A 26,034-nucleotide genomic window follows, 5' to 3' on the forward strand; every position below is an offset into this window, starting at 1 on the left:
ATAACCCTTCTTTATTTAGTATCTTAAAGGAAAGAAAAATGTTTAAAAAAGGATGTGTTTCCCATCTAATTTTTGTATAATTTTGAAATCTAATGGAACAACTAGAATCAAAATCAAACAATTTCACTAAGTCTAACAGAATCATTAATTTAGAAAAAGGGAAACTTCCACCTCAAGCTATAGACTTAGAGGAAGCAGTATTGGGAGCCATGATGATTGATAAAAAAGGATTGGATGAAATTATAGATATTTTATCTCCTGAAGTTTTTTATAAGAAAGAACATCAGTTAATATATGAGGCAATAGAAGACTTATTCAAAGAAACTGAACCTATAGATATTCTTACTATTTCCAATAAACTTCGATCTAAAGGAACTCTTGATGCCGCCGGTGGTGATTTTAATTTGATTCAGCTTTCCAATAAAGTATCCTCTTCTGCCCATATTGAATATCATGCTCGTATTATTCTAGAAAAATATATTTTACGAAAGCTAATTGAGATATCTTCTAATATGATTGAGAAATCTTACGATGAAACTTCTGATGTCTTTGATCTTTTAGATTATTCTGAAAGTCAATTGTATGAAATTACAAATGGAACTTTAAAAAGAACCTTTAATGAAGCTAAAAACCTTGTATCTAATGCATTAAAAAAAATAAAATCTCTTGAATCGAAACAAGGTATGAGTGGAATTCCTTCAGGGTTTAAGAATGTTGATAAGATAACTGCCGGCTGGCAATCCTCGGATTTAATCATCATTGCCGCCAGACCCGGAATGGGTAAAACTGCATTCATTTTATCTATGGCAAGAAACATAGCAATCAATTCAGAAAACCCAATTGGGATTTTTTCACTGGAAATGTCTGCAGAACAACTTATGATGAGAATGATTTCAAGTGAAACAGGAATAGAATCTGAAAAGTTACGAAAGGCTAATCTTTCTGAATTGGAATGGCAGCAATTATACTCCCGGGTAAATAAGTTGGAAAAAGCCCCTATTTTTATTGATGATTCCCCAGGAATTTCCGTATTTGATTTAAGAGCAAAAGCGAGAAGACTGGTTTCTCAACATGGTGTAAAAATTATTATGATTGATTATTTACAACTTATGACTGCCGGAGGAAAGGGAATAGGCAACCGAGAACAGGAAATTGCTACAATTTCTCGGTCTTTGAAAGCTATAGCTAAAGAATTAGAAATACCGGTAATCGCTTTATCTCAACTATCCCGTTCGGTTGAAACCCGAGGAGGCAGTAAAAAACCTTTGTTATCAGACCTTAGGGAATCAGGTGCTATTGAGCAAGATGCAGATATTGTTACTTTTATATACCGTCCTGAATATTATAAATTAGAAACTTGGGAAGATGGTGCTCCTTGCGCAGGACAAGCAGAATTTATTATTGCTAAACATAGAAATGGGGCTTTAGAAGATGTGCGTTTAAAATTTACGAGTTCTCAAGCTAAATTTTCCGATCTTGATGATAAATATTACGTAACGGAAGAAAATAATTCTGCTACATTTGAGAGTAGAATTAATGATGAAAGCTCTTTTGAAAGTTCTATAAATCTTCCTTCTGTAAATCCATCAGACTCTTTTGGAATTGAAGATACTCTATATGATGAGGATTCGGATATGCCTTTTTAAAATTATATAAATATACTTCTCGTTTGCTTATTCATTGTATTTTATAAAAAGAAAAAAATCTCTTAAATAGATTTTTTATTAAAATAAATGTATGTGTATTATTGAATTTTATAAAAACTCGGTTAGTTATTAATATAAAAATTTAGTCCGATCTATAGCTGTGATTTTTGTTTAAGATACTTTCAATGGTAAATTAAAAAATACAAATAAAAAAACTCACTTAAAAAAGTGAGTTTTTATTTAATAACGAAAATTATTTAAATTATTTTTTAACAGCATCCACAACAGCTTTAAACGCTTCAGGATGATTCATAGCTAAATCTGCTAATACTTTTCTGTTTAGTTCTATATTATGTGCTTTTAACAAGCCCATAAATTTGGAATAAGAAAGTCCTTGTTGTCTTGTTCCGGCATTGATTCTCTGAATCCATAATGCTCTAAAATTTCTTTTCTTTTGTTTTCTACCTACATAGGCATATCCTAATGCTTTTTCAACTGCGTTTTTAGCAACTGTCCAAACATTTTTTCTTCGTCCGTAATAACCTTTTGCTAGTTTTAAGACTCTTTTTCTTCGCGCTCTAGACGCTACTGCATTGACTGATCTTGGCATAAATTTTTGTTTTTTTAAATTGGGCGGAAATATAAATTTCTCTTCTAATGCTCCAATTCAGGGTTAAACTTTTTGTTAATAAACCAGAATATTTAGATATTCTTATTTAAGTAATAATTGTCTTTTAACACTCTTTTCGTCTACACTTTCTACTATAGTTACATAAGTTAGATTTCTTTTTGCTTTAGTAGTTCTTTTACTTAAATTGTGTCTTTTGAAAGCGTGTTTTCTTTTAATTTTACCTGTTCCGGTAAGTGAAAAACGCTTTTTTGCACCTGATTTTGTTTTTAATTTAGGCATTTTCTTATTTTTTACTTCGTTATTAAATATATTTAAATCTCTTAAAAATAAATTTTATTTTTTAGGAGACATCATCATAATCATCCTTTTTCCTTCTAATTTAGGCATTTGTTCAACCTTCCCCCATTCTTCTAATTCCTGTGCCAATTTTAATAATAAAATCTGACCTTGATCTTTAAAAATTATAGATCTTCCTTTAAAGAAAACATAGGCTTTTAATTTAGATCCTTCTTCTAAAAATTTTTGAGCATGTTTTTTCTTAAATTCATAGTCATGTTCATCTGTTTGAGGACCAAATCTTATTTCTTTTACAACTACCTTAGATTGTTTAGATTTTAGTTCTTTTTGCTTCTTTTTTTGCTCATATAAGAACTTTTTGTAATCTATAACACGACAAACAGGTGGGTTAGCCGTAGCAGTAATCAAAACTAAATCTAATTCTAAATCTTCAGCAATTTTAAGAGCCTCTTTTATAGGATATACTCCTTGAGTTACATTTTCACCTACTATTCGTACTTCGGGAACATCAATAAAATTATTGATTTTATGTTCTGCTTCCTGTTTCCTTGGGATGTATCTCCCTCTTGGATTATTTCTGTTAAGTGCTATGGTATATAAATTTTAAGGTTTATCTGTTACTTTTTTCATCATTCTTACTGCTTCTTCTAAAGAAAGAGTTCCTAAATCTCCCTCTCCTCTTTTTCGAATAGATACAGTTCCTGATTCTTCTTCTTTCTCTCCCACTATAAACATATAAGGGATTTTATTAATTTCCGCATCACGTATCTTTTTACCAGTCTTTTCGTTACGCTCATCAATCCGTCCGCAAATATCTGAATTTTCCATTAAATTCAAAACTTTTTTTGTATAAACTGTATATTTTTCACTAATAGGAAGTATAATAAATGGTTCCGGGCTTAACCATAGGGGCAAATCTCCTCCGGTATGTTCTAGGAGAATAGCAACAAACCTTTCTAAAGATCCAAATGGAGCTCTATGTATCATTACCGGTCTATGTTTTTCATTATCTGGACCTATATAATGTAAATCAAATCTTTCAGGAAGATTATAATCTACCTGTATTGTTCCTAATTGCCAACTTCTTCCTAAAGCATCTTTTACCATAAAATCAAGCTTAGGACCGTAAAAAGCAGCTTCTCCATATTCTATAACGGTTGGAAGATTTTTACTTTCAGCGGCTTGTTTAATTGCATTTTCTGCTTTCTCCCAATTTTCATCTGTCCCGATATATTTTTCTTTATTTTCTTTATCTCTTAATGATACCTGAGCGGTAAAATTTTCAAATCCTAAAGATTTAAATGTATATAATACTAAATCTATTACCTTTTCAAATTCTCCAATTAATTGATCGGGAGTACAGAATATATGCGCATCATCCTGAGTGAACCCTCTAACTCTGGTCAGCCCATGTAATTCACCGCTTTGTTCATAACGATATACAGTTCCAAATTCAGCAAATCTTTTCGGTAAATCTTTATATGACCAAGGTGCTGAGCGATAAATTTCGCAATGATGTGGACAATTCATGGGTTTTAATAAAAATTCTTCTCCTTCATTTGGAGTTTTAATAGGTTGAAAACTATCTGCTCCATATTTATCATAATGTCCACTGGTAACATATAAATCTTTATGTCCTATATGGGGAGTCGCTACAATTTCATATCCTGCTTTTTGTTGGGCTGCTCCTAAAAAGTCTATTAGTTTTTGGCGCAATTTAGCCCCTTTAGGCAACCATAAAGGAAGTCCCGCTCCTACTTTTTCTGAAAAGGTAAATAAACCTAATTCTTTACCTAATTTACGGTGATCTCTTTTTTTAGCTTCTTCTATCCTTTCTAGATACTCGGTAAGATCTTTTTGTTTAGGAAAGGTTATTCCATACACTCTTACCAATTGTTTATTTTTTTCGTCTCCTCTCCAATATGCTCCGGCTGCATTTAAAACTTTTACTGCTTTTACAATTCCTGTTGATGGTATATGACCTCCTCTACATAAGTCAGTAAAATTATCATGTGTACAGAATGTAATAGTTCCATCTTCGAGATTTTCTATTAATTCTGTCTTATATTCGTTATTTTTATATTCTTGTAATGCATCTTTCTTGCTAACAGGATATAGCCTAAATGAAGAATCCTTTTTAGCGTTTTCAAGCATTTTTTTCTCAATTTTTTCGAAATCTTTTTCTGAAAAAGCTTCCCCTCCAAAATCTACATCATAATAAAATCCGTTTTCTATAGCCGGACCTATTGTTAATTTTGCACTGGGATAATATTCCATTATAGCCTGTGCTAATAAATGGGCAGAAGAATGCCAAAATGCTTTTTTACCTAAATCATCATTCCAGGTAAGTAATTGAACCGTTGCATCTGCCGTTATCGGGGTGGTAACTTCTACTTGTTTACCATCTACTAATGCAGAAATTGTATTTCTAGCCAATCCTTCTGAAATGCTTTTGGCTACATCCAACGGTGTAACGGAATTCTCAAATTCCTTTACACTTCCATCTGGAAGGGTAATTTTTATCATTCTTCTATTTTTTAAGGGTACAAATTTACAAAAGTTTTAATAATTTATTTTGTTTTTCAGCTATCTAACTTTATATGTATTTACATATTAATGATAATTTTGTTGAATTTTAAAGAAAAATTAGTTCATAGGATAAGAGAAATTAATTATCTGAAATAATAGCTTCTTTCATTAATTTCTTGTTCAATTAAGACATTTTTTTCCTATTACTTTCATCATTCATAGGAAAACAACATCTTTCATCTGCCCTATAATACCAATCTTTTTCTTTATGATAAAATAATTTACAATTACTCACTCCATTTTATTATCATGACAACATTCTTTATCATAATTAGTGTAAGCCAATTACGCCATTTCTGAATATAATTCATTTTATTTTATTAATTAATTGTCTATTTATATAATTATCTAACTGTTACCTAAAATTCAAGAATTTATTAAATCTCCTCATAATTTTCCATAAATGTTTTCTATTAAAATTTAAGTCTTTTTTAAATAACTTAGGAGATGTTTAAATTTTATATATTATATCTATAATTAATATTATAATAAAAAATTATTATTTTTTAATTATATAATCAATAAGCTCGTTTTGGCATGAGTTACATGGATGAGATCGCTAGGGTTTATTTGTATTTGCAAGCCTCTCTGTCCGGCACTTATAAATATATATTCAAAATTTAAACAACTTTTATCTATAAAAGTATGGAAATGCTTTTTCATTCCTATCGGAGAGCAACCTCCACGTATATATCCAGTTAATCCCATTAAATCTTTTATAGGGATTAAATCGCAGTTTTTATTTCCTGAAATTAGAGCCGTATGTTTTAAATTTAATTCTTTACTTCCGGGAATTAAGCATACAAAATAACCGGTTTTATCTCCTTTCAACACCAAGGTTTTAAATATTTGATCTATATTTTGATCTAACAAATGAGCAACATGTTGTGCACTTAAATCTGATTCATCAATATCGTAAGAAATCAATTCATATGCAATCTTTTCCTTATCTAATATTCTGGCTGCATTTGTCTTATGATTCTTTTGTTTATTCATTTAAATTACAGAATACTCATTTATATTATTTTCTGACAACTTATTTATCTGTCAAATTTTAATGCTTTGCCCCTTACTTCATTAACTATTCCGTTATCAAAAGCTAATTTCCCGTTCAAGATAGTTTTCTCAATCGTAGTTGAAAATGTATTGCCTTCAAACGGTGACCATTTACATTTATATAAAATATTTTCTTGCGTTACTGTATAAGGTTTTTCTGGATTTATCAAAACCATATCAGCAAAATATCCTTTTTTTATATAGCCTCTTTTATATACTTGAAATAAATCTGCAGGAGCATGACTCATTTTTTTCACTACTGTTTCTTTTGTTATTTTTCCTTTTTTTACTAATTCCAACATAACTTGTAAGGAATGCTGAATTAAAGGTCCTCCTGATGCTGCTTGTAAACATCCTCCTTGTTTTTCACTTAACAAATGAGGAGCATGATCAGTTGCTATAACATCTAATTTATCTTGATTTACCGCCTGTAATATGGCATCTCTATCTTTACGGGTTTTTACTGCCGGATTCCATTTAATTTGTGACCCCATAATTAGATATTCTTCATCTGTAAACCATAAATGATGTACACAAGCTTCTCCTGTAACTTTTTTTTCTGATAAAGGTTTACTTTCAAAAAGACTTAATTCTTTTTCTGTAGATAAATGCAATACATGAAGTCGTGTTCCATATTTATGTGCTAATTCTACTGCTTCTGAAGATGATTGATAACAGGCTTCTTCACTGCGAATTAAAGGATGATAGGGTATTGGGATATTATATCCAAATTCTGTTTTATATTTTTCAACATTCGCTTTTATAATTTCTTCTTTTTCACAATGGGTAGCTATTAGCATATTTACTTCTGCAAAAATAGTCTCTAATGCTTTTTTGTTATCTACCAACATATTTCCTGTTGATGATCCCATGAAAATTTTAATTCCACAAACCTTTTTTGGGTTTATCTTTTTGAGTTCTTCCATATTTGAATTGGTTGCTCCCATAAAAAATGAATAATTTGCATAGGATTTTTGAGAAGCTAACTCAAACTTATTGTTTAACGCTTCTATAGTTACGGTTTGCGGAAGGGTATTAGGCATTTCCATAAAAGAAGTTACTCCTCCGGCAATTGCTGCACGACTTTCTGTTTCTATATCCCCTTTATGGGTAAGCCCCGGTTCTCTGAAATGTACCTGATCATCTATTACACCGGGAAGTAACCATAGACCTTCTGCTTCAATAACTTGAGCTTCTTTTATGATTCCTTCCGGAACTTTTTCATTTAAATAAACTTCTGAAATCAGATCATTTTCTATTAAAACAGAACCTTTAACCGAATTGTCTTCATTTATGATAGTAGCATTGTGTATAAGTATCATTTTTTTCTTATTTAGTTTAATGTCCTGCTGTTTTGGAATATAAATTTATAATTAAAACGCCTATAATTATAAAAACTATTCCTATAATAGCCGGTATATCTAGCTTTTGTTTATATATAAAATATCCTGTTAAACTTATTAACACTATCCCTATTCCCGACCAAATTGCATAGGCTATTCCTAATGGTATAGTCTTAATCGCTTTATTAAGGCTAAATAATGCACAAAAAAATAAAAGAAAGAATATTACAGTCGGTTTCCATACAGTAAATTCTTTAGTTTTAGGAAGTGTTGAGGTTGCTATTACTTCTAAACAAATAGCAAGCATTAAAAATAAATAAGATTTCATTTAAAATAATTCTGACTGATTTCCCATTGTTTTTATTTTCCCTAAATGTTTATAAGCTTTCTCTGTAGCTTCTCGTCCTCTTGGGGTACGCATTAAGTACCCTTCCTGAATTAAAAATGGTTCATATACCTCTTCTAATGTACCAGGATTTTCTCCTACTGCAGTAGCTATTGTTGTTAATCCTACCGGACCTCCTTTAAATTTATCTATAATGGAACTAAGAATTTTATTATCCATTTCATCTAATCCGTGCTTATCAACTTTTAAAGCTTCTAGACCCATTTCCGCAATTTTCATATCTATTTTTCCAGTACCTTTAATTTGTGCAAAATCTCTAATTCTTCTTAATAATGCATTTGCTATACGAGGAGTACCCCTGCTTCTAGAGGCAATTTCGATAGCTGCCTGAGATTCTATAGGCATATTCATAATTCGAGAACTTCTTTCTACAATCATTCCTAATAATTCAGTATGATAGTATTCAAACCTGAAATTTATTCCAAATCTGGCCCTTAATGGTGCTGTAAGTAGTCCTGATCTTGTAGTAGCCCCTATAAGAGTAAATGGATTAAGATTTATCTGAACAGATCTAGCATTAGGACCACTTTCTATCATGATATCTATGCGATAATCTTCCATAGCTGAGTATAAATATTCTTCAACGATAGGCGATAATCTATGAATTTCATCTATAAATAATACATCATTTTCCTCTAATCCGGTTAATAAACCTGCTAAATCCCCAGGTTTATCTAATACCGGGCCTGAGGTAATTTTTATACCTACTCCTAATTCATTAGCTATGATATTTGCTAGGGTAGTCTTTCCTAACCCTGGCGGACCATGTAATAAAACATGATCTAATGATTCCCGACGAAGTTTAGCTGCTTTTACAAAAACCTCCAGATTATCCATAATATGAGGTTGTCCTGCAAATTCATGAAAGTTCTTTGGACGCACCTGCTCTTCTTGTGCTATTTCCTCTTGGGAATATTTTTCTTTATCGGGATCTAATAAGTCGGACATTCTGTAAAATTAGTACTTCTTTAGAAATCAAAAAAATAAATATAATTTAAAATAAATTCTATTTTTTAATCATTAAATCATGATTTAATATACATTAACAAATAATGTTTTTCTATTTTTTATAATTTTGATGTTAAAAGAGTATTTTCATTTAAAAATTAAAAATTTTATTATATTATTTCTATGCTTTCTATTATTTCCCAGTTGTTTTACAAGCTGGTCTTCTAAAAAAAGATCAAAGTTTTTAAGAAATTGTATAAATTCCAAAATATGTGAACACAAAAGCAGTATCCTTTTTATTATTCCAATTTTGATTTTATTTGGGTAAAAGAATATTCTAATGACACATTATTAGATTCATTTAAAATCTATGTATACCCTAATTTAAATCCATCAAAACTAAATAATAGCAGATATTCGAATTTAGATCGGCCCATTATACCTAATCATAAATAATTTTTCCTGATTCCTAAACAAAAACCTTATGAACTTACTAATATGGAAATGAAAATGGTTCTTGTTTTACTATGTTTTCTGAAAATTGGGCATATATTCTTACACAGTTTTGTATTGATGTCTACCTTGAAAACAGAGAAAATTTATAATCGTGAAGAAAATACAATAAAATAAATTTCCTAGTTTTGTTAATTACACATATTGAAAACATTCATTCTCAGTGAAATAATTTAAATTTGATAACAGTATTAAAATAACCTCAAATACTTTAAATATTTAAATTATGAATAAAAATTAATTTTAAATAAAAAATATTAATTTTATTAAATTTTAATTCCTAAATGCACTACGGGTTTTATTTTATTTATTATTTACATTCTATTATCTAAATAATAATCCTAAAACCTGTGTTGCTGTTTCTGATGAAAGATTTAATAAAGGTTGCGGAAAAATACCAAATATTAATACTAAGAAAGCCAATACTCCTAATCCAATTTGTGTTTGTAATGAAATATCTTTTTGTGTTTTTAAAAATTCTTTATTTCCTGGTCCAAACATAGACATTCCGTAAGTCTTAGTTACATATACTGCACAGAGAATAAGAGTTAACCCTGCAAAAATTACTCCCCAGGTGCTTAAGGTATATATGCTTTTTAATAATAAAAACTCACCTATAAAAGCATTGGTTAGAGGAACGGCCATTGTACCTACGGATATAATCATGAATAAAACAGCAAGTACAGGTGCTTTTGCAGCCAAACCTCCCATTTTTGATAAATCTCTGGTACCAAATCTTTTTATTAATATATCTGCCACATAAAACAACCCTACTATATTTACTCCATGTGCCAACATTTGTATTGAAGCTCCTTCTATTCCGGTTTTGTCTATACTATAATTTACAGATAGTATTGCTGAAGAAAAAATTCCGGCAGCTATTAATCCTACATGAGCCATAGATGAAAAAGCTATTAATCTTTTAATGTCTTTTTGTACTATTGCTATTAAAGACGCATAGACAATTCCTATAATAGATAAAACTAAGGCTATACACCCAGAGATACCTCCAATAGCTTCCGGGGCTAAAGGTAAAAGATATTTTATAATCCCAAATACTCCCATTTTTAACATGATCCCTGATAGTAACATAGAACCTTGTGTCGGAGCCATAGTATAGGTATCTGCCTGCCAGGAATGAAAAGGGAAAATGGGTAATTTAATAGCAAAAGCTAGGAAAAACATCCAAAATATAAATACTTGTTCTTCCGAGGATAGTTTTATTGAATATAAACTATGATAATCAAAAGATCCTGTTTGTAAATATACGTATATAAAAGCTACTAGCATAAATAAAGAGCCAAAAAATGTATAAATGAAAAATTTAAGATTTATCTTCCTTTTGTTTTCTCCGGTACCATATAAACCACATATAAACCAAATAGGAATTAATGTTACTTCCCAAAAAATATAAAATAATAATCCGTCCATAGAAGTAAATAATCCAACCAATCCAAACTGCATCAATAAAATTAAAGCATAAAATGCTGAAGGTCTATTATCTTTAAATGAAGAATATATAATAATAGGGGTTAAAGTATTAGTTAAAAGAAGCATTAATAGTGTAAGCCCATCTATTCCAAAATGAAGAGAGCTAGTAATTTGAGTTATCCAAGGGTATTGAACCTCAAACTGAACTCCTTTTTCGTAAAATTGTGCCCACACAAAGGCTGTAAGTACAAATTCTGCTATAGCTAATGTAAAAGCTACGTATTTGGAACTATTTGCTTTTAGGGTAATTAATAATATTGCGCCTAATATTGGCAAAAGTATTATTGCTAATGTTAACATTATATCCTTTTTACTTAATTTGTTTTTTAATGAGTTAAAAATTTCGCTACTAATAATAATATAAATATTCCAACAGACATAGCAAATACATAAAATTCAACATTTCCGTTTTGTACTAATCTTAAAATATTTCCACATCCTTGTATTAATTTTCCAACTCCTTCTACTATACCATTTATAAAATACTTATCCACAATATTTTTTAAAAAACGACCTAAATTTAGAATCGGATTAACTATAATTTCGTTATATAATTCATTGACATAAGCAGCTTTTGCAGAGACTTTTTGCCATCCGATAAGATTTTCTGTAATCTGAGCTGTAGTTTTTAATTTAACATATTTATGGTAAGAAAAACCTGCGACTATAGCTATAATGGTTAAGGTAATAATTAATAGAATCATTTCTGTCATAAAAGATGGTTCAGGTATTGGATGTAAACCTATATAAATAACTGATAACCAATTTGCCATTTTTTGTGATATACTTTCACCTAAATAATGAGGTAAATTTATAGCTCCTCCTATTGTAGTTAATATAGCTAAAATAATTAAAGGAATTGTCATGACTGCAGGACTTTCATGTATATGTTCTTTTTGCTCTTTAGTTCCTTTAAAATCTCCAAAAAAAGTAAGGAATAATAACCTAAACATATAAATACAAGTTAATGCTGCAGAAAAAAGAGTTAAAAACCAAACTATTTTATTTTTTCCCCATAATACAGTAAGAATTTCATCTTTTGAAAACATTCCTGCTAATGGAGGTACACCACAGATAGCAAGAGTTCCTATTAAGAAAGTTCCATAGGTAAGTGGTATTTTCTTTTTAAGTCCTCCCATATATCTCATATCCTGCTCTCCACTCATTGCATGAATTACACTTCCTGCGCCTAAGAATAAAAGTGCTTTAAAAAAGGCATGAGTAGTTACATGAAACAGAGCAGTTGTATAGGCTCCTGCCCCTATTGCAATAAACATTAATCCTAATTGGGAAACTGTTGAGTAAGCCAATACTTTTTTAATATCATTTTGCCGTAAACCAATAAAAGCAGCTAATAGTGAAGTAGCTAAACCTACGTACATAATAAAATCTAAGGTAAATGGGGATAAACTGTAAATTGCATTTGAACGTATTACCATATAAATACCTGCCGTTACCATAGTTGCTGCATGTATTAATGCCGAAACGGGTGTTGGACCAGCCATTGCATCGGGTAGCCAGGTATATAAAGGAATTTGTGCGGATTTCCCCATAGCTCCTATAAATAAAAAAATAGTAGCTGATATTAATATAGGATCGTTAATTGAAAAGTTATTAATTTTACCAACTATGTCTGTATATTCTATACTTCCAAAGTAATATGCAATTATAAATATTCCTATTAATAAGCCTAAATCCCCTATTCTATTCATCACAAATGCCTTGCGCGCAGCATAACCATATTCTTTATTTTTAAACCAAAAACCAATTAGAAGATAAGAACAAAATCCTACTCCTTCCCATCCTATAAAAAGAATTAAAAAATTACTTCCCATGACTAATAACAACATGGAAAAAATGAAAAGATTAAGATATGAAAAGAATTTATAAAATCCTTTATCGCCATGCATATATCCTATGGAATATAAATGGATTAAAAAACCTACCCCAGTAACAATCATCATCATAATGATGGATAATTGATCTATCTGAAAAGCAAAATTTACCTTAAATTCACCGATAGTAAACCAGTTAAATAAATTTTGTTTTATTGGATCATAATTATCTAAAGAAGAACTTATACATAAATTACCAAAAATTATTATTGAAAGTAAAAAGGAAATGAAAACCATTAAAGTGGCTATACCTCCAACCATCTTTTCTGACATTTTTTTTCCAAAAATCCCACAAATTATAAATCCTATTAGAGGCAAAGCCGGTATTAGATATATTATATTCTCCATGTATTATCCCTTTAATCTATTAAATAAACTTACATCTGTAGAACCTGTATTTCTATAAAGCATGGTAATAATTGCCAATCCTACTGCTACTTCTGCAGCTGCTACTACCATTATAAAAAAAACTAATATTTGTCCATTTGCATCTCCTTTATAGGCAGAAAATGCAGTTAATAACAGGTTAACTGAATTAAGCATAAGTTCTATGCATCCTAAAATTATTATGGCATTTCTCCTCACTAAAACTCCTGTTATTCCTATACAGAAAAGTAAGGCAGACAGGTATATAAAATAATCTATTGGAATGCTTTGTAATAAACTATTTACCATTTCTCTTCTTTTTTATTTCAGATATATATTATAAATCTCTTTTTCCTATCATAACAGCGCCTACTAATGCAGATAAAAATAAAATACCTGCTAATTCAAAAGGCAATACATACTGACTAAATAACAAATGTCCTAAATTCTTGGTTAAACCTATTTGACTATCAGGATTTAAAGGAAAATCAATTTGATTATATCCACGTAATGCTCCTAAAAATCCTATAAATACTAACCCTCCACATATAGTCGCCAGAATTCTGAATGCATTACCTTTAAGAGGTTCATCTTTTTCTTTTAAATTTAACATCATTAAAACATACAGAAACAAAACCATAATTGCTCCTGAATATACTATAATTTGAACTGCACTTAAAAATTGTGCATTTAACATGATATATAAACCTGAAATTGAAAAAAAGGTAATAATAAGAGCTATAATACTATACATTGGATTTTTACTAAATATTACAAATAAAGCACTTATTACTGAACAGGCAGATACTAAATAAAACAAAATTTCCTCCATGTCTTATTTTTCTATTGAATATTTTTTTATTTGTCTTAGAGAGACATCAATTCTATTTTCCAATGTTTCTACTAATTTATCTTTGCCATAAATAAAATTTTTTCTTAGATCTTCTGGAAAGACAATTCTATCAGTCAAAAATATTGCTTCTTTTGGGCAGGCGTCTTCACAAAGCCCACAAAATATACACCTTAGCATATTAATTTCGTATTTTTTAGCATATTTTTCTTCTCTGTAAAGATTTTCTTCTCCTTTTTTTCTTTCTGCTGCTATCATTGTAATAGCTTCTGCCGGACAAGCAACTGCACATAGACCACATGCTGTACATCTTTCTCTCCCTTCATCATCTCTTTTTAAAATATGCTGTCCTCTATATACAGGGCTAAATTCTCTTTTCTGTTCAGGATAACTAATGGTAGCTCTTTTTTTGAATAAATGACTAAAAGTTATGGACATTCCGGAAAGTATAGTGGGAATATATATTTTCTCTTTGAAAGTCATAGTTTTATTGGAAACTACTTTAGATCTATTTGTCAATCGTTGCATAAGCTTTATATAATTTTAGCTTTATTTGTTATTATTTAAAAACTATAATGGCTGCTGTGATTAAAAGGTTAAATATGGCTAATGGAATCATAATTCTCCAACCTAATCGCATTAATTGGTCGTAACGGAATCTTGGCAAGGTCCATCTTACCCACATAAAGCAAAATATACAAAAAGTTATTTTTAAAAGAAATGTAATTATGCTAAGTATTCCAATCATATTTTCACTTAATGTTCCGTTTGCTGCTAATTCATTCATATACGGAAAACTATAACCTCCTAAAAAAAGAGTACTTATTAATGCTGAACTGATAAACATGTTTATGTATTCTGCAAATAAAAATACTCCAAATTTCATAGAACTGTATTCTGTATGATAACCTCCTACTAATTCTGATTCACATTCTGCCATATCAAAAGGAGCACGGTTTAGCTCTGCAAAAGAACAGGTCACAAATAATATAAAGGCTAAGGGCTGATAAAACACATTCCAAGCCAATCCATTTAAAAAAGATATTCCATATAAGTTTGTAGCTTGTTCTTCAACCATTACTCTAAGATCTAATGTCCCAGACATCATAATAATAGAGAGAAGAGAAAGTCCCATAGCTAATTCATAGGAAATCATTTGCGAAGAAGCTCTTACAGCTCCTAGCAGAGAATATTTGTTATTAGATGCCCATCCTCCCAACATAATACCATAAACTCCTATAGACACTATTCCCATGATATATAAAACTCCAACATCTATATTAGCTACTTGTACGGGATATGAAATTCCACTAAATACTAAGGTTTTTCCCCATGGAATAACAGCTCCTGTGCTTAATGCTATAAGCATCAATATTCCAGGGGCTATTATAAAGAGCCATTTATTCGCGTTTCTTGGAACGAAATCTTCTTTAAAAAATAGTTTTCCCCCATCACATAGGGGTTGCATTAAACCAAAAATACCTGCTCTGTTAGGTCCGTATCTATCTTGCATTAATGCGGCTACTTTTCTTTCCATCCACGTTTCATAAGCTGCTGCTCCTAAACATATTACAAATAAAATCACTACTAATGATATTGTAAACCACATATTTTATTATCCTATTTTTGTTTTTATTTGTTCTTTTTTGTCGATTAAATAATGAGGATCATCTTTAGGTAAAGGTAATTCATAATGATTTAAAGAAATTACTGAGTGATCACTAATATGTGTAGGTCCTTCAATTGTCCAGAAATTAATATCTTTTCTATCAAATCGACATTCATTACAAATAAATTCCTCTACTTCATTATATTGGTCTTTTCTCGCTGTAACTCTGATTATTTCATTTCCTTTCATCCATAATACCGCTTTACCACTACATTTTTCGCATTTACAAGTTGCATTCACCGGTTTAGTAAACCAAACTCTACTTTTAAACCTTGCGGTTCTGTCAGTTAAAGCTCCAACTGGACAAACATCTATTACATTTCCGGAAAAATCGTTGGTAATTGCTTTATTTAGATAAGTACTAATTTCAGCATGATCTCCTCTAAACAGAATACCGTGATCTCTATGATCAGTAAGCTGATTTGCTACTAAAACACAACGTGCACAGAGTATACAACGGTTCATATTCAGCTTAATGTTAGGGCCTATATCATCTGCAATAAAAGTTCTCCTAGGAAATTCAGAACGTGTTCTTTCTAATCCATGTTCATAGGCAAGATCTTGCAATTTACATTCTCCTGCTTGATCGCATATAGGACAGTCTAAAGGATGATTTATAAGTAAAAATTCTGTTACTCCTTCTACTGCTTTTTTTACTCGTTCTGAGGTAATTACTTTTACCTCCATTCCATCCATTACATTGGTACGACAACTAGGCACCAATTTTGGCATAGGTCTTGGATCTTTTTCTGATCCCTTGGATACCTCTACTAAACAGGTACGACAACGTCCTCCACTCCCTTTTAATTTGCTATAGTAACACATTGTAGGGGGTACAGATTCACCGCCTATTTGCCTTGCGGCTTCAATTATAGGAATTCCTGGTTCTACTTCAACCATAATTCCATCTATGGTTACTTTAACTTTATTGTTTTCCTCAATCATTATTCCCTTACTTAAATAATATTATAAATGGCTTAAAAATGCCAGCTACATCCAAAAGTATAGTTCCATTGTAGATAAACTATATTTTGTGAGGCTTTATCCGCTTTATTGGAAGATGTTCTAATATCAGGCATACTTATTATTCCTTCTTTTAATTCTGTTCTTAAAAAGAATATTTTCCAGAATAATAATTCTGCTCCAATTTTTGCATCTAAGCCCCAACCGGCAAAATGGAATTTATCATGTCTTTCTTTATCCATAATAGTTGCATTAGTTTTAGGGATTAAGAGGCCTAATCCTCCTCCTGCAATTCCATTAAATTTAAAAAAGCCTGCTTGTAGGAAATTATGAAAATATTCTAATTCTGCATTTAAATAATTGAGCCCGTCTGTATGTTCCAAATGTAAAAAATCATCTGTTAAATACCCGTATTCTCCATCTTTTATCGCATCTTCATATCCAGGGTGATCAATTTCTCCTGTTGCTTTTACCCATTGTCCTGGTCTTACTACGTATTTCATGTGATCCATTCCTAAAGAAATCGCCCAATTATCTTTAAAAAAATATCCTATTCTATAGTTAACCTGAGGTATAGTAACTCTTCCGGGATTTAAAAAATCATGGAAATTCCATCCTATCGGTTTATCATCTCCTTTTACTCCATGAAGAGTAAAGTTATAATCATCACCTGTAAAATGTACAGATGATCTTCCATAAAAGGCTCTGTTCCACCCCCAATAGGCATAGACTTCTCCTTTTCTGTGAGCAATTTTTTTATTATTCTGTGCTACTATTGTGCTAAATGGTAGCAAAAATAAAGCAGTTAAAATTAACTTTTTATACATATTCATAGTTTGATATTCCATAATTTTTAATTAGACATTCTGGATTATTAATATGCCATTCAAATTCATCTCTGAAATGGCGAATTGCCGCTGCTACAGGCCAAGAGGCCGCATCTCCTAACGGACATATAGTATTTCCTTCTATCTTAGTTTGAATATCCCATAATAAATCAATATCTTCTGTAGTTCCTCTTCCCTCTTCTATTTTTTTTAGAATCCTATACATCCATCCTGTTCCTTCTCTACATGGTGTACATTGTCCACAACTTTCGTGGTTAAAAAATCTTGCTAACGTCATTGTATGCCTTACTACGCATTGGTCTTCATCTAAAACAATAAAACCTCCGGATCCCATCGCCGTTCCAGAAATGAATCCTCCATCCGCCAAACTTTCGTAATTCATATAACGAGTATCTCCGTTTGCTGTTTTTAATAATAATTTTGCGGGCAAAATAGGGACAGAAGCCCCTCCAGGAATACATGCTTTTAATTTTTTACCATTTGGAATTCCTCCACAATATTCTTCACTATATATAAATTCTTCTACACTTAGGTTAAAATCGATTTCGTAAACTCCTGGTTTATTAATATTTCCACAAGCTGAAATAAGCTTGGTCCCTAATGATTTCCCGGTTCCTAATTTTGCATATTCAGCACCTGTTAGATTTATTATTGCTCCTATATTGGAAATCGTTTCTACATTATTTACTACAGTAGGGCACTGATATAGACCTTTTACTGCCGGAAATGGTGGTTTTAACCTCGGATTTCCTCTTCGCCCTTCTAAAGATTCGAGTAAAGCCGTTTCTTCCCCACAAACATAAGCTCCGGCTCCTCTTTGTATATATATTTCTAAATCATAACCAGAATTTTTTATATTCTTACCTAAATATCCATTTGCTTTTGCTTCCTGAATAGCATGTTCTAGAATGTCGGGAATCCAAGAATATTCTCCTCTTATATATATATAGGATGTATTGGCTCCTAAACAATAGGATGATATAATAATTCCCTCTATTAAAATATGGGGAATATATTCCATTAAATATCGGTCTTTAAATGTACCAGGTTCTGATTCATCTGCATTTACTACTAAATAACGTGGCACTCCTTCGGGTTTAGCCAAAAAACTCCACTTCATTCCTGTAGGAAATCCTGCGCCCCCTCTTCCTTTCAAACCACTCGCTTTAACTTCTTCTAATATTTCATCTGATGACATTTTCAAAGCTTTATCTACCGCACTATATCCTCCGTATTTTTTAAAAACTTCAAAGGTCTTGATTCCTTCAACTCCAATATTTTTTAATAATAACTTTTGACTCATTATCAATTGAGTTTCCTATATTTATTTTATTGAACTGTTATTTTAGCTTCTTTACATAGTTCTATTATTTCATCTACTTTTTCTTTAGTAAGATGTTCATGATAAAACTTACCTATTTGCATCATAGGTGCATAACCACAGGCACCTAAACACTCTGCCGGTTTTAATGTGAATAAACCATCTTGAGTAGTTTCTCCTTCGTTAATTTGTAATTTTTCTTTAATATAATCAATAATCTGATCACTTCCTTTTAACATACACGGACCCGTTCTACATACTTCCAAAACGTATTTACCTACAGGCTGCATATTAAACATAGTATAAAAGGTAGCCACTTCATATACTTCTATGGATGAGATGTGTAACAATGTAGCAATGTAATCCATTACAGGAACATCTAACCAACCTCCAAATTCTTTTTGAGCAAGATGTAATATGGGAATCAAAGCTGATTTTTGTTTTCCCTCCGGGTATTGAGCAATGATTTTATTGACTTTCTCTAAAGCTTCTGTGCTAAATAAAACGTTACTATTTGAATTTACGCCATTTGCGTCCATTTCGATTTCTATGTTTGATTGCAAATATACAATATTGGACTTTAGTTAACAAAGTTAAAATCAGAGATTTTGTCACGTTTCATCTATCTGGAATAATTATAAATAATGGTTTTATTGCTATTTGGCTACTCAAAAGGTTTTGCCTATTTTAATTTTATTTGACTTTAAAAGTCAGCTAAATTCTTTGATTTCGATAATTAAATTTATTTTTTATCTTTAACATTATTTAATAAGTATATTAAAAGTTACTTAATTATTATATTATAAAAAGCTCATTATGAAAAGAAACCTCTTTATTGATGTTGTAAAAGGAATTGCTACTTTAAGTGTAATTTTTATTCATACAGTTTTTTGGTCCGGGGAGAGATATGTTCCTTCAGAAATAAGAAGTTTAAGTTTATTAATAGATGTTCCCATCTTTTTCTTTTTAAGTGGATTTACTTCTTCAGGCAATATTGAACGAAATATACACCGCCTTTTGAAATTACAGATTACTTATATGGTGTTTATCACTTTAATATATTTTTATTGTAATTTTTACAACAAAGACTTGAACTGGATTATATTACTTAATTGGTATTTGCATGATTACTCTTTCTCTGGCCCCTTAGAAGTAGTTATGGGATCTATGTGGTATTTAAAAATTTATTTTATCACATCGTTTTTTGGTACAATTGTGCTAAAATATTGTTCTCAAAAACAAATATCTATACTTATTGGAATATTTATTATTTGCCTTTTTTATTTTAGTTTTCATTTTTATCCCCAAGGAAATACAGGTTATATTTTAACATATCTATCATTTTTTTTAATCGCTCATCAATTAAAAAACATCAATCTAAAGCCGTTATATGCAATTTTATGTTTTTTATTATTACTTTTTATTTATTATTTGCTTTATCTTCACTTTGGCAATAAAGCGACTTTACTAATAAGATATCAAAAATTTCCCCCTAATATAATTTACTTTGTCTATTCTTCATTTTCTTTATTAATCATAGTTTTTTTAAAAGGAAGAATTAAATTCTCAAAAAATAATTTCCTTTCTTATATAGGACAAAATGCCATATTTTATTATTTTGCACAAGGAATTATTTGCTCTAAAATATATGCTTTGGTAAAATTATGGGAAAATTTTATAGACTGGCCTATTTTATTATTACTTATTTTCTCTATAAATGTAATATTGGCAACTATTATGGCTTATATTTTAAAGAAGATTGATTATTTGGGTTGGAAATTTCTTTATTTTATTAAAAATAAAACTATGTAAAATCATCTTTTCTATTAATCTAATTTTATATTAAAATCAGCAAATCTTATTTCTTTAACTCAAAGATATTTGTCTACATTCTTAAGCTACAGTATAATCCCTATACCTTGGGAAACAAAAATCTTTATCTGCCCACTACTGTTTATATTTTTTTACTGATATGAACAAACTACGTTACTTATAGACTTTTTAAGAAAAGACTATATTCCCCTTTATTTGAATAAATAATTCAGTAATTTTAATTCAATTTCCTTAAAAAAAGTCAAAAGATGTCAACTTATTTTGATATAATAAGAACAACTACATTTGTTTTCTTATAATATTTTACAACATTATAAAAAATAATTATTAAATAAGTATATTTTAATTTTCTAAATTTATATGTGAATGAATTAATTTTTTATAAAATCTAATACTTGAATATAAGTAGTTTATCATATCAATTGTTTTTTTATGACTTAAAATTTACTATTATAAATATTTTTTATTCATTTATTCCAAATTTTGTAAAATAAGTGTATATTTGCAGTCCAAAACCAGAACATGCGGATGTGGTGGAACTGGTAGACACGCTAGACTTAGGATCTAGTGCCGTGAGGCGTGGGGGTTCGATTCCCTTCATCCGTACCAGAATAAAAAGCAATTAACTTTAAATCAGTTAGTTGCTTTTTTGTTTAATTTTTTATAAATGTTAACTTAAAAATATTTTATTCGTTAATTAATATATTTTTTCTTATTCAATATTCTAATACTACTATAATACTATATTTAATATTAATCTTTTTAATGGATATTTTTTCAGTTTTTTCTTATAATTGGACATATTATCAACAATCATTCACTTATTTTTTATTTAAACCTTGTATTATTTGAGAAATTGCTTCTTGTATATTTGTATATTTGAATTGAAATTGAGCATCTAATAATTTTTTAGGATAAATTTTCTGATTGGTTAATATAATTTCTTCCGTCATTTCTTTTCCAAATATTAATTTTAAAAAGAATTTAGGTATATGCAATGAAATAATACTATTTTTATACTTCCCAATTTCGTTTATAATTTGCTGCATAGAAGAACTTTCAGGAGATGTTAAATTAAATATTCCTGAACATTCTTCATGACTTAATAAAAACTTAATAGCTCTTACTTCATCCTCTATATGTATCCATGGAAGATATTCTCCACCATTTCCGGGAATTGATTTTACTCCAAATTTAAAAGACATTATGAGTTGTTTTACTAAGGAACTATCTGAGGAAAGTACTACCCCTGTTCTTATAATTAATTTTCTTATATGAGAATCAAGTGCATTTATTGGTTTTTCCCATTCATAACAAACATCTGACAAAAAGGAGCCCTCGCCCTTTGGAGAGTCCTCATCAAAAACAGTATGATTTTGGACACCATAATATCCGGTTGCAGAAGCTTGTATCCAAACTTTTGGTTTATTATTACATATCTCTATACTTTTCTTTATAGTTTGAGCAGTAGTAATACGACTATTTAATATTTTTTTCTTTTGGTCTTGAGTCCATTTTTTAGAACCAATATTTTCACCCGCTAAATTTATAATAGCATATGCTTCTTCCAACTTTTCTTCGATTGTATTGAGATTATCCCATTCTTCATACAAAACATTACCCATATTTTTATATTTATGGGGGTTACGTGTTAATATTACTATTTTATATGCTTTATGTAATTCATTAACCAGATGTTTTCCTAAATAACCGGTTCCTCCTGTTATTACTACTTTTTTCATATTCTTTTTTATTAAAGTTTTTTTTAGTATACACCCAGGCCCATGTTATTAATAAAATCTGTATAGGCAATCTGTTATAGCTAGCCATAAATATGGGTTATCATCATAATACCAATTAACTGCCATTTGAATATTAGCAGGAAAAATAACTATTAATAAAAAAATAATTCCCCAAGCCCCATATCTTCTTAATGAAGGAATTAAAACTATTATTCCTAATATTATTTCTAAAATACCACTTATTATTACTAACAGATAATGCCAAGGTAAAAATCCAGGCATAATTTCCATATATAAATTAGGGTTCAAAAAATGATTTACACCTGCCAAAACATAAAACAAACTCAATAGATAGTTAAAAAATTTTTCATGTATTTATATATTAACAACAAAAATACTATTTTATATTAAATTTAATATAAATATTTACATGATAATAATTTAATCATTAATCTATAAATATTTTACATCTGTCTCTCTTATATTTTTGTATCGTTTTAATATATTTAATACATATCATGTATAGAATTTTATTTTACTCTATATAGGTTAACATACATCACTAAAAAAATAGATCAAATAATTTGTTAAGCTTTATTTATGGTATAACTCCTTACACAACATCCAATAATTTCTGATAGTTTTTCAGTTTTAGTGTAAATTCCAGCAAATTGATTTAGTAACTATTTATAAAAATACTAAGGAATCAATAGTTAAAAACCATACGGTTTATATATTTGAAAAACGATTAAATCCTTTATCAAAACGTATTTTTATCTTTTCTACATTTGACTTTTCTTTTTTATTTTTATAAATTTAAAAGATCTACATATTAATTTGATTTTTATAGAGTATTTGCTTTTAAATAATAAAATATATAAACATAAAATATATTTTATTTTTTCTTTCTTATAAAATTTAGTAAAATTGTAGTTATATTCTTATTCTAATTATGAAAATATTAAAATTTGGAGGTACTTCTGTAGGTTCTGCAAAAAGTATACAATGTATTTTAAACATTTTACAAAAAAGATATTATTCCGGTGAAAAATTTATAGTAGTTTCTTCTGCTATGAGTGGAGTAACCAATCTTTTAACAGAAATGGCCTTTGCTGCTTCTGAAAGGAAAGATTTTAAATCAGGCCTTACCGAAATTGAAAACAAACATTTTTCTGTAGCTAAAGAACTGTTAGAAATTAAAAATCAAAACCCGGTTCTTACCCAAATTAAACTCTATATGAATGAGTTGGAAGAATTACTTCAAGGAGTTAATAGTTTAAAAGAATTAAGTCTTCAAAGTAAAGATCTTATTTTAAGCTACGGAGAAAAATGTTCTACTTACCTATTAAGTCAAATTTCTAAACAATATTTTCCTGAAAGTACATATGTGGATTCAAGCTCGCTTATAAAAACAAATAATCAATTTGGAAATGCAAAAGTTAACGTTGAGAAAACAGAATATCTTATAAAAAATTATTATAAATTACATTCAGATAAAATTTTCTTTATAACCGGGTTTATAGCATCTAATGAAGAAAACAGAATTACTACTTTAGGTAGAGGAGGAAGTGACTATACAGCGGCTATTTTTGGGGCTGCATTAGAAGCTGAACAAATTGAACTTTGGTCTGATGTGGATGGTATGTTAACAACAGATCCTAAAATTGTAAAAAAAGCTTTTTCTCTCTCTGAGCTTTCTTATACGGAAGCTATGGAATTATCTTATTTCGGTGCTAAAGTTATCTACCCACCGGCTATGATTCCTGCTTTTAGAAAAAATATTCCTATTTTACTTTTAAATACATTTAATCCTGATTTTAAAGGAACTCTAATACACAAAGAAAATATAGAAAAAAATCCTTTCCCTATAAAAGGAATATCTTCCATAAATGAAATAAGTCTGGTAAACGTTACCGGAAGTGGAATGATTGGTGAGGTAGGATTTAGCGGACGATTATTTTCTTTATTGGCAAGAGAACAAATTAATGTAATACTTATTACTCAATCTTCCTCTGAGCATAGTATAACTTTCGCTATTGAACCTAATGATATTGAAAGAGCAAAAAATTTAATAACCCGTGAGTTTGAAATGGAACTTCAAACTCATAAAATTAATATCCCCAGCATTGAAGAAAACCTATGCATAATTGCAATTGTGGGTGAAAATATGAAACAAACACCGGGAATTTCCGGTAAATTATTTCATGTTTTAGGAAGAAACGGTATTAATGTCCATGCAATTGCTCAAGGATCTTCTGAATATAATATATCTGTTATAATCAAGAAAAAAAATCTTGCTAAAGCCCTCAATACAGTACACGACACATTTTTTATAGAACTGACCAAAACCTTACATGTATTTGTTTTGGGTACAGGAAATATAGGAGCAACCTTATTTCAACAAATACAAAACCAAAGCAATTTCTTAAAAGAAAATAATGATATTGAAGTTAAAATAGTAGGTATATCAAATTCTAGAAAAATGCTCATCCAAGAAAATGGCATAGATTTAATTGAATGGAAAGCTGCTTTAAACGAAGGAAATCAGGCAAATCTGGAAAATTTTATCCAACAAATGAAAATTATGAATCTTTCTAATTGTGTATTTATTGATAATACAGCAAGTCCTGATCCTAAAAAATTCTATAAAAGTATATTTGAATCTAATATTTCAATTGTAACTTGTAACAAAATAGCAAATTCATCTTCTTATAAAGAATATAAAATACTTAAAGATACCGCCCGAAAACGAGGAGTAGATTTTTTTTATGAAACCAATGTAGGTGCTGGGCTTCCAATCATAAAAACTCTTAAAGATCTTATGAACAGCGGAGATCGTATACTAAAAATTGAAGCTATTTTAAGTGGAACTATTTCCTATATTTTCAATAATTTTAAAGGTGATGTATCATTTTATGAAGTTGTAAAAAAAGCTCAAGAACTAGGTTTTACAGAACCTGATCCCAGAGATGATTTAAGTGGAAAAGATTTTATGCGTAAAATGATGATACTGGCAAGAGATGCAGGATATACTACAGAAGAGCATGAAGTTTTGTTGGAAAATATATTATCTGAAAATTGTATAAATGCTAATTCTGTAGATGATTTTTATAATGAATTACAAAAATCCGAATCATATTTTACTGAAATAAAGCTTAAAGCAGAAAAAGAAAAAAAAGCAATACGATATATTGGTAAATTGGAAAAAGGTAAAGTATCTATAAACCTGGAGTTAGTAGATGCTTCACATCCATTTTATAATCTTTCAGGTAGTGATAATATTATTTCATTTACTACAGAAAGATATAAATACAATCCTTTAGTTATCAAGGGACCTGGGGCCGGAGCTGAAGTAACGGCTGCAGGAGTATTTGCCGATCTAATTAATGTAGGTACAGAATAAAACATAAATTATTAACAAAGACCTACCAAAGATTCAATTTATATTTTAACATTAACTTAATCTTCATATTAAAAGCTCAATCATAAACTGAGTCAAATATAATAGTTAATATAATTGAACATATTATGATATTCTATAATTTTAGTTAGATTTAAATATTGTAAATGTTACAAAATATTCCTTTAAACATTCATTGAAAAACACAAAAAGATTGATAATCTGTT

At 29.5% G+C, this 26,034-nt stretch carries 23 protein-coding genes and 1 tRNA gene; 4 read left to right on the forward strand and 20 right to left on the reverse strand.

Going from position 1 to position 26,034, the window contains the following annotated elements:
• Window positions 1-92: 92 nt before the first annotated feature.
• A complete protein-coding gene (dnaB, locus tag C4S77_RS01570; RefSeq protein WP_105245567.1) occupies window positions 93-1,646 on the forward strand; it encodes a replicative DNA helicase in 1,554 nt (517 codons plus the stop codon).
• A 262-nt stretch (window positions 1,647-1,908) separates the two neighbouring features.
• Here dnaB and rplT read toward each other — a convergent pair whose 3' ends face one another.
• The 18 genes from rplT to C4S77_RS01660 all read right to left on the reverse strand — a co-directional run bounded on the left by rplT (window position 1,909) and on the right by C4S77_RS01660 (window position 19,371).
• On the reverse strand, window positions 1,909-2,256 hold the full coding sequence (gene rplT / locus C4S77_RS01575; RefSeq protein WP_105194420.1) for a 50S ribosomal protein L20: 348 nt from the start codon (window positions 2,254-2,256) through the stop codon (window positions 1,909-1,911).
• A 102-nt stretch (window positions 2,257-2,358) separates the two neighbouring features.
• Complete coding sequence (gene rpmI / locus C4S77_RS01580; RefSeq protein ID WP_105194421.1) at window positions 2,359-2,556, reverse strand: 50S ribosomal protein L35; 198 nt, start codon at window positions 2,554-2,556, stop codon at window positions 2,359-2,361.
• A gap of 54 nt (window positions 2,557-2,610) precedes the next feature.
• Entirely contained in the window at window positions 2,611-3,129 is a 519-nt protein-coding gene (infC, locus tag C4S77_RS01585) for a translation initiation factor IF-3 (RefSeq protein WP_105194422.1), read from the reverse strand.
• A 48-nt stretch (window positions 3,130-3,177) separates the two neighbouring features.
• The gene (gene thrS, locus C4S77_RS01590) at window positions 3,178-5,100 is read right to left on the reverse strand and encodes a threonine--tRNA ligase (protein WP_105245569.1); all 1,923 of its coding nucleotides are present in this window, start codon (window positions 5,098-5,100) and stop codon (window positions 3,178-3,180) included.
• Window positions 5,101-5,673: 573 nt separating this feature from the next.
• Window positions 5,674-6,159, reverse strand: a complete 486-nt coding sequence (gene ybaK, locus C4S77_RS01595) for a Cys-tRNA(Pro) deacylase (RefSeq protein ID WP_105194424.1) — start codon at window positions 6,157-6,159, stop codon at window positions 5,674-5,676.
• Window positions 6,160-6,203: 44 nt separating this feature from the next.
• Complete coding sequence (locus C4S77_RS01600; protein WP_105245571.1) at window positions 6,204-7,541, reverse strand: dihydroorotase; 1,338 nt, start codon at window positions 7,539-7,541, stop codon at window positions 6,204-6,206.
• Between the two features lie 16 nt (window positions 7,542-7,557).
• The gene (locus C4S77_RS01605) at window positions 7,558-7,890 is read right to left on the reverse strand and encodes a DMT family transporter (protein ID WP_105245573.1); all 333 of its coding nucleotides are present in this window, start codon (window positions 7,888-7,890) and stop codon (window positions 7,558-7,560) included.
• Entirely contained in the window at window positions 7,891-8,916 is a 1,026-nt protein-coding gene (gene ruvB, locus C4S77_RS01610) for a Holliday junction branch migration DNA helicase RuvB (RefSeq protein WP_105245575.1), read from the reverse strand.
• An 837-nt stretch (window positions 8,917-9,753) separates the two neighbouring features.
• A complete protein-coding gene (locus C4S77_RS01615) occupies window positions 9,754-11,220 on the reverse strand; it encodes a complex I subunit 4 family protein (protein ID WP_105245577.1) in 1,467 nt (488 codons plus the stop codon).
• Window positions 11,221-11,246: 26 nt separating this feature from the next.
• Entirely contained in the window at window positions 11,247-13,163 is a 1,917-nt protein-coding gene (gene nuoL / locus C4S77_RS01620) for an NADH-quinone oxidoreductase subunit L (protein ID WP_105245579.1), read from the reverse strand.
• Window positions 13,164-13,166: 3 nt separating this feature from the next.
• Window positions 13,167-13,490: an NADH-quinone oxidoreductase subunit NuoK gene (nuoK, locus tag C4S77_RS01625; RefSeq protein ID WP_105194430.1), complete on the reverse strand. Its 324-nt coding sequence runs from the start codon at window positions 13,488-13,490 to the stop codon at window positions 13,167-13,169.
• Window positions 13,491-13,518: 28 nt separating this feature from the next.
• Window positions 13,519-14,013 carry an NADH-quinone oxidoreductase subunit J family protein gene (locus C4S77_RS01630; RefSeq protein WP_105194431.1) on the reverse strand — a complete coding sequence of 165 codons (495 nt, stop codon included), beginning with the start codon at window positions 14,011-14,013 and terminating at the stop codon, window positions 13,519-13,521.
• A 3-nt stretch (window positions 14,014-14,016) separates the two neighbouring features.
• On the reverse strand, window positions 14,017-14,514 hold the full coding sequence (locus C4S77_RS01635) for a NuoI/complex I 23 kDa subunit family protein (RefSeq protein WP_105194515.1): 498 nt from the start codon (window positions 14,512-14,514) through the stop codon (window positions 14,017-14,019).
• Between the two features lie 76 nt (window positions 14,515-14,590).
• Entirely contained in the window at window positions 14,591-15,640 is a 1,050-nt protein-coding gene (nuoH, locus tag C4S77_RS01640) for an NADH-quinone oxidoreductase subunit NuoH (protein ID WP_105194432.1), read from the reverse strand.
• 6 nt (window positions 15,641-15,646) lie between these two features.
• Window positions 15,647-16,645, reverse strand: a complete 999-nt coding sequence (locus tag C4S77_RS01645) for a 2Fe-2S iron-sulfur cluster-binding protein (RefSeq protein WP_105245581.1) — start codon at window positions 16,643-16,645, stop codon at window positions 15,647-15,649.
• 32 nt (window positions 16,646-16,677) lie between these two features.
• Window positions 16,678-17,511: a hypothetical protein gene (locus tag C4S77_RS01650; protein WP_105245583.1), complete on the reverse strand. Its 834-nt coding sequence runs from the start codon at window positions 17,509-17,511 to the stop codon at window positions 16,678-16,680.
• Window positions 17,483-18,814: an NADH-quinone oxidoreductase subunit NuoF gene (gene nuoF, locus C4S77_RS01655; protein WP_105245585.1), complete on the reverse strand. Its 1,332-nt coding sequence runs from the start codon at window positions 18,812-18,814 to the stop codon at window positions 17,483-17,485. The genes C4S77_RS01650 and nuoF overlap by 29 nt, the downstream gene beginning before the upstream one ends.
• Window positions 18,815-18,840: 26 nt before the next feature.
• Window positions 18,841-19,371: an NADH-quinone oxidoreductase subunit NuoE family protein gene (locus C4S77_RS01660; protein WP_105194436.1), complete on the reverse strand. Its 531-nt coding sequence runs from the start codon at window positions 19,369-19,371 to the stop codon at window positions 18,841-18,843.
• Window positions 19,372-19,648: 277 nt separating this feature from the next.
• Here C4S77_RS01660 and C4S77_RS01665 point away from each other — a divergent pair, with 277 nt between their 5' ends.
• The gene (locus C4S77_RS01665; protein ID WP_105245587.1) at window positions 19,649-20,644 is read left to right on the forward strand and encodes an acyltransferase family protein; all 996 of its coding nucleotides are present in this window, start codon (window positions 19,649-19,651) and stop codon (window positions 20,642-20,644) included.
• A 545-nt stretch (window positions 20,645-21,189) separates the two neighbouring features.
• A tRNA-Leu gene (locus C4S77_RS01670) sits at window positions 21,190-21,274 on the forward strand.
• 212 nt (window positions 21,275-21,486) lie between these two features.
• Here C4S77_RS01670 and C4S77_RS01675 read toward each other — a convergent pair.
• Both C4S77_RS01675 and C4S77_RS13115 read right to left on the reverse strand, forming a co-directional pair.
• The gene (locus C4S77_RS01675) at window positions 21,487-22,407 is read right to left on the reverse strand and encodes a TIGR01777 family oxidoreductase (RefSeq protein ID WP_105245588.1); all 921 of its coding nucleotides are present in this window, start codon (window positions 22,405-22,407) and stop codon (window positions 21,487-21,489) included.
• 48 nt (window positions 22,408-22,455) lie between these two features.
• Window positions 22,456-22,755: a hypothetical protein gene (locus C4S77_RS13115; protein ID WP_395855893.1), complete on the reverse strand. Its 300-nt coding sequence runs from the start codon at window positions 22,753-22,755 to the stop codon at window positions 22,456-22,458.
• A gap of 604 nt (window positions 22,756-23,359) precedes the next feature.
• Here C4S77_RS13115 and thrA point away from each other — a divergent pair.
• Window positions 23,360-25,810, forward strand: coding sequence for a bifunctional aspartate kinase/homoserine dehydrogenase I (thrA, locus tag C4S77_RS01685; RefSeq protein ID WP_105245590.1), 2,451 nt, complete (start codon window positions 23,360-23,362; stop codon window positions 25,808-25,810).
• Window positions 25,811-26,034: the final 224 nt, after the last annotated feature.

Source organism: Apibacter adventoris, from assembly GCF_002964975.1.
Lineage (GTDB): Bacteria > Bacteroidota > Bacteroidia > Flavobacteriales > Weeksellaceae > Apibacter > Apibacter adventoris.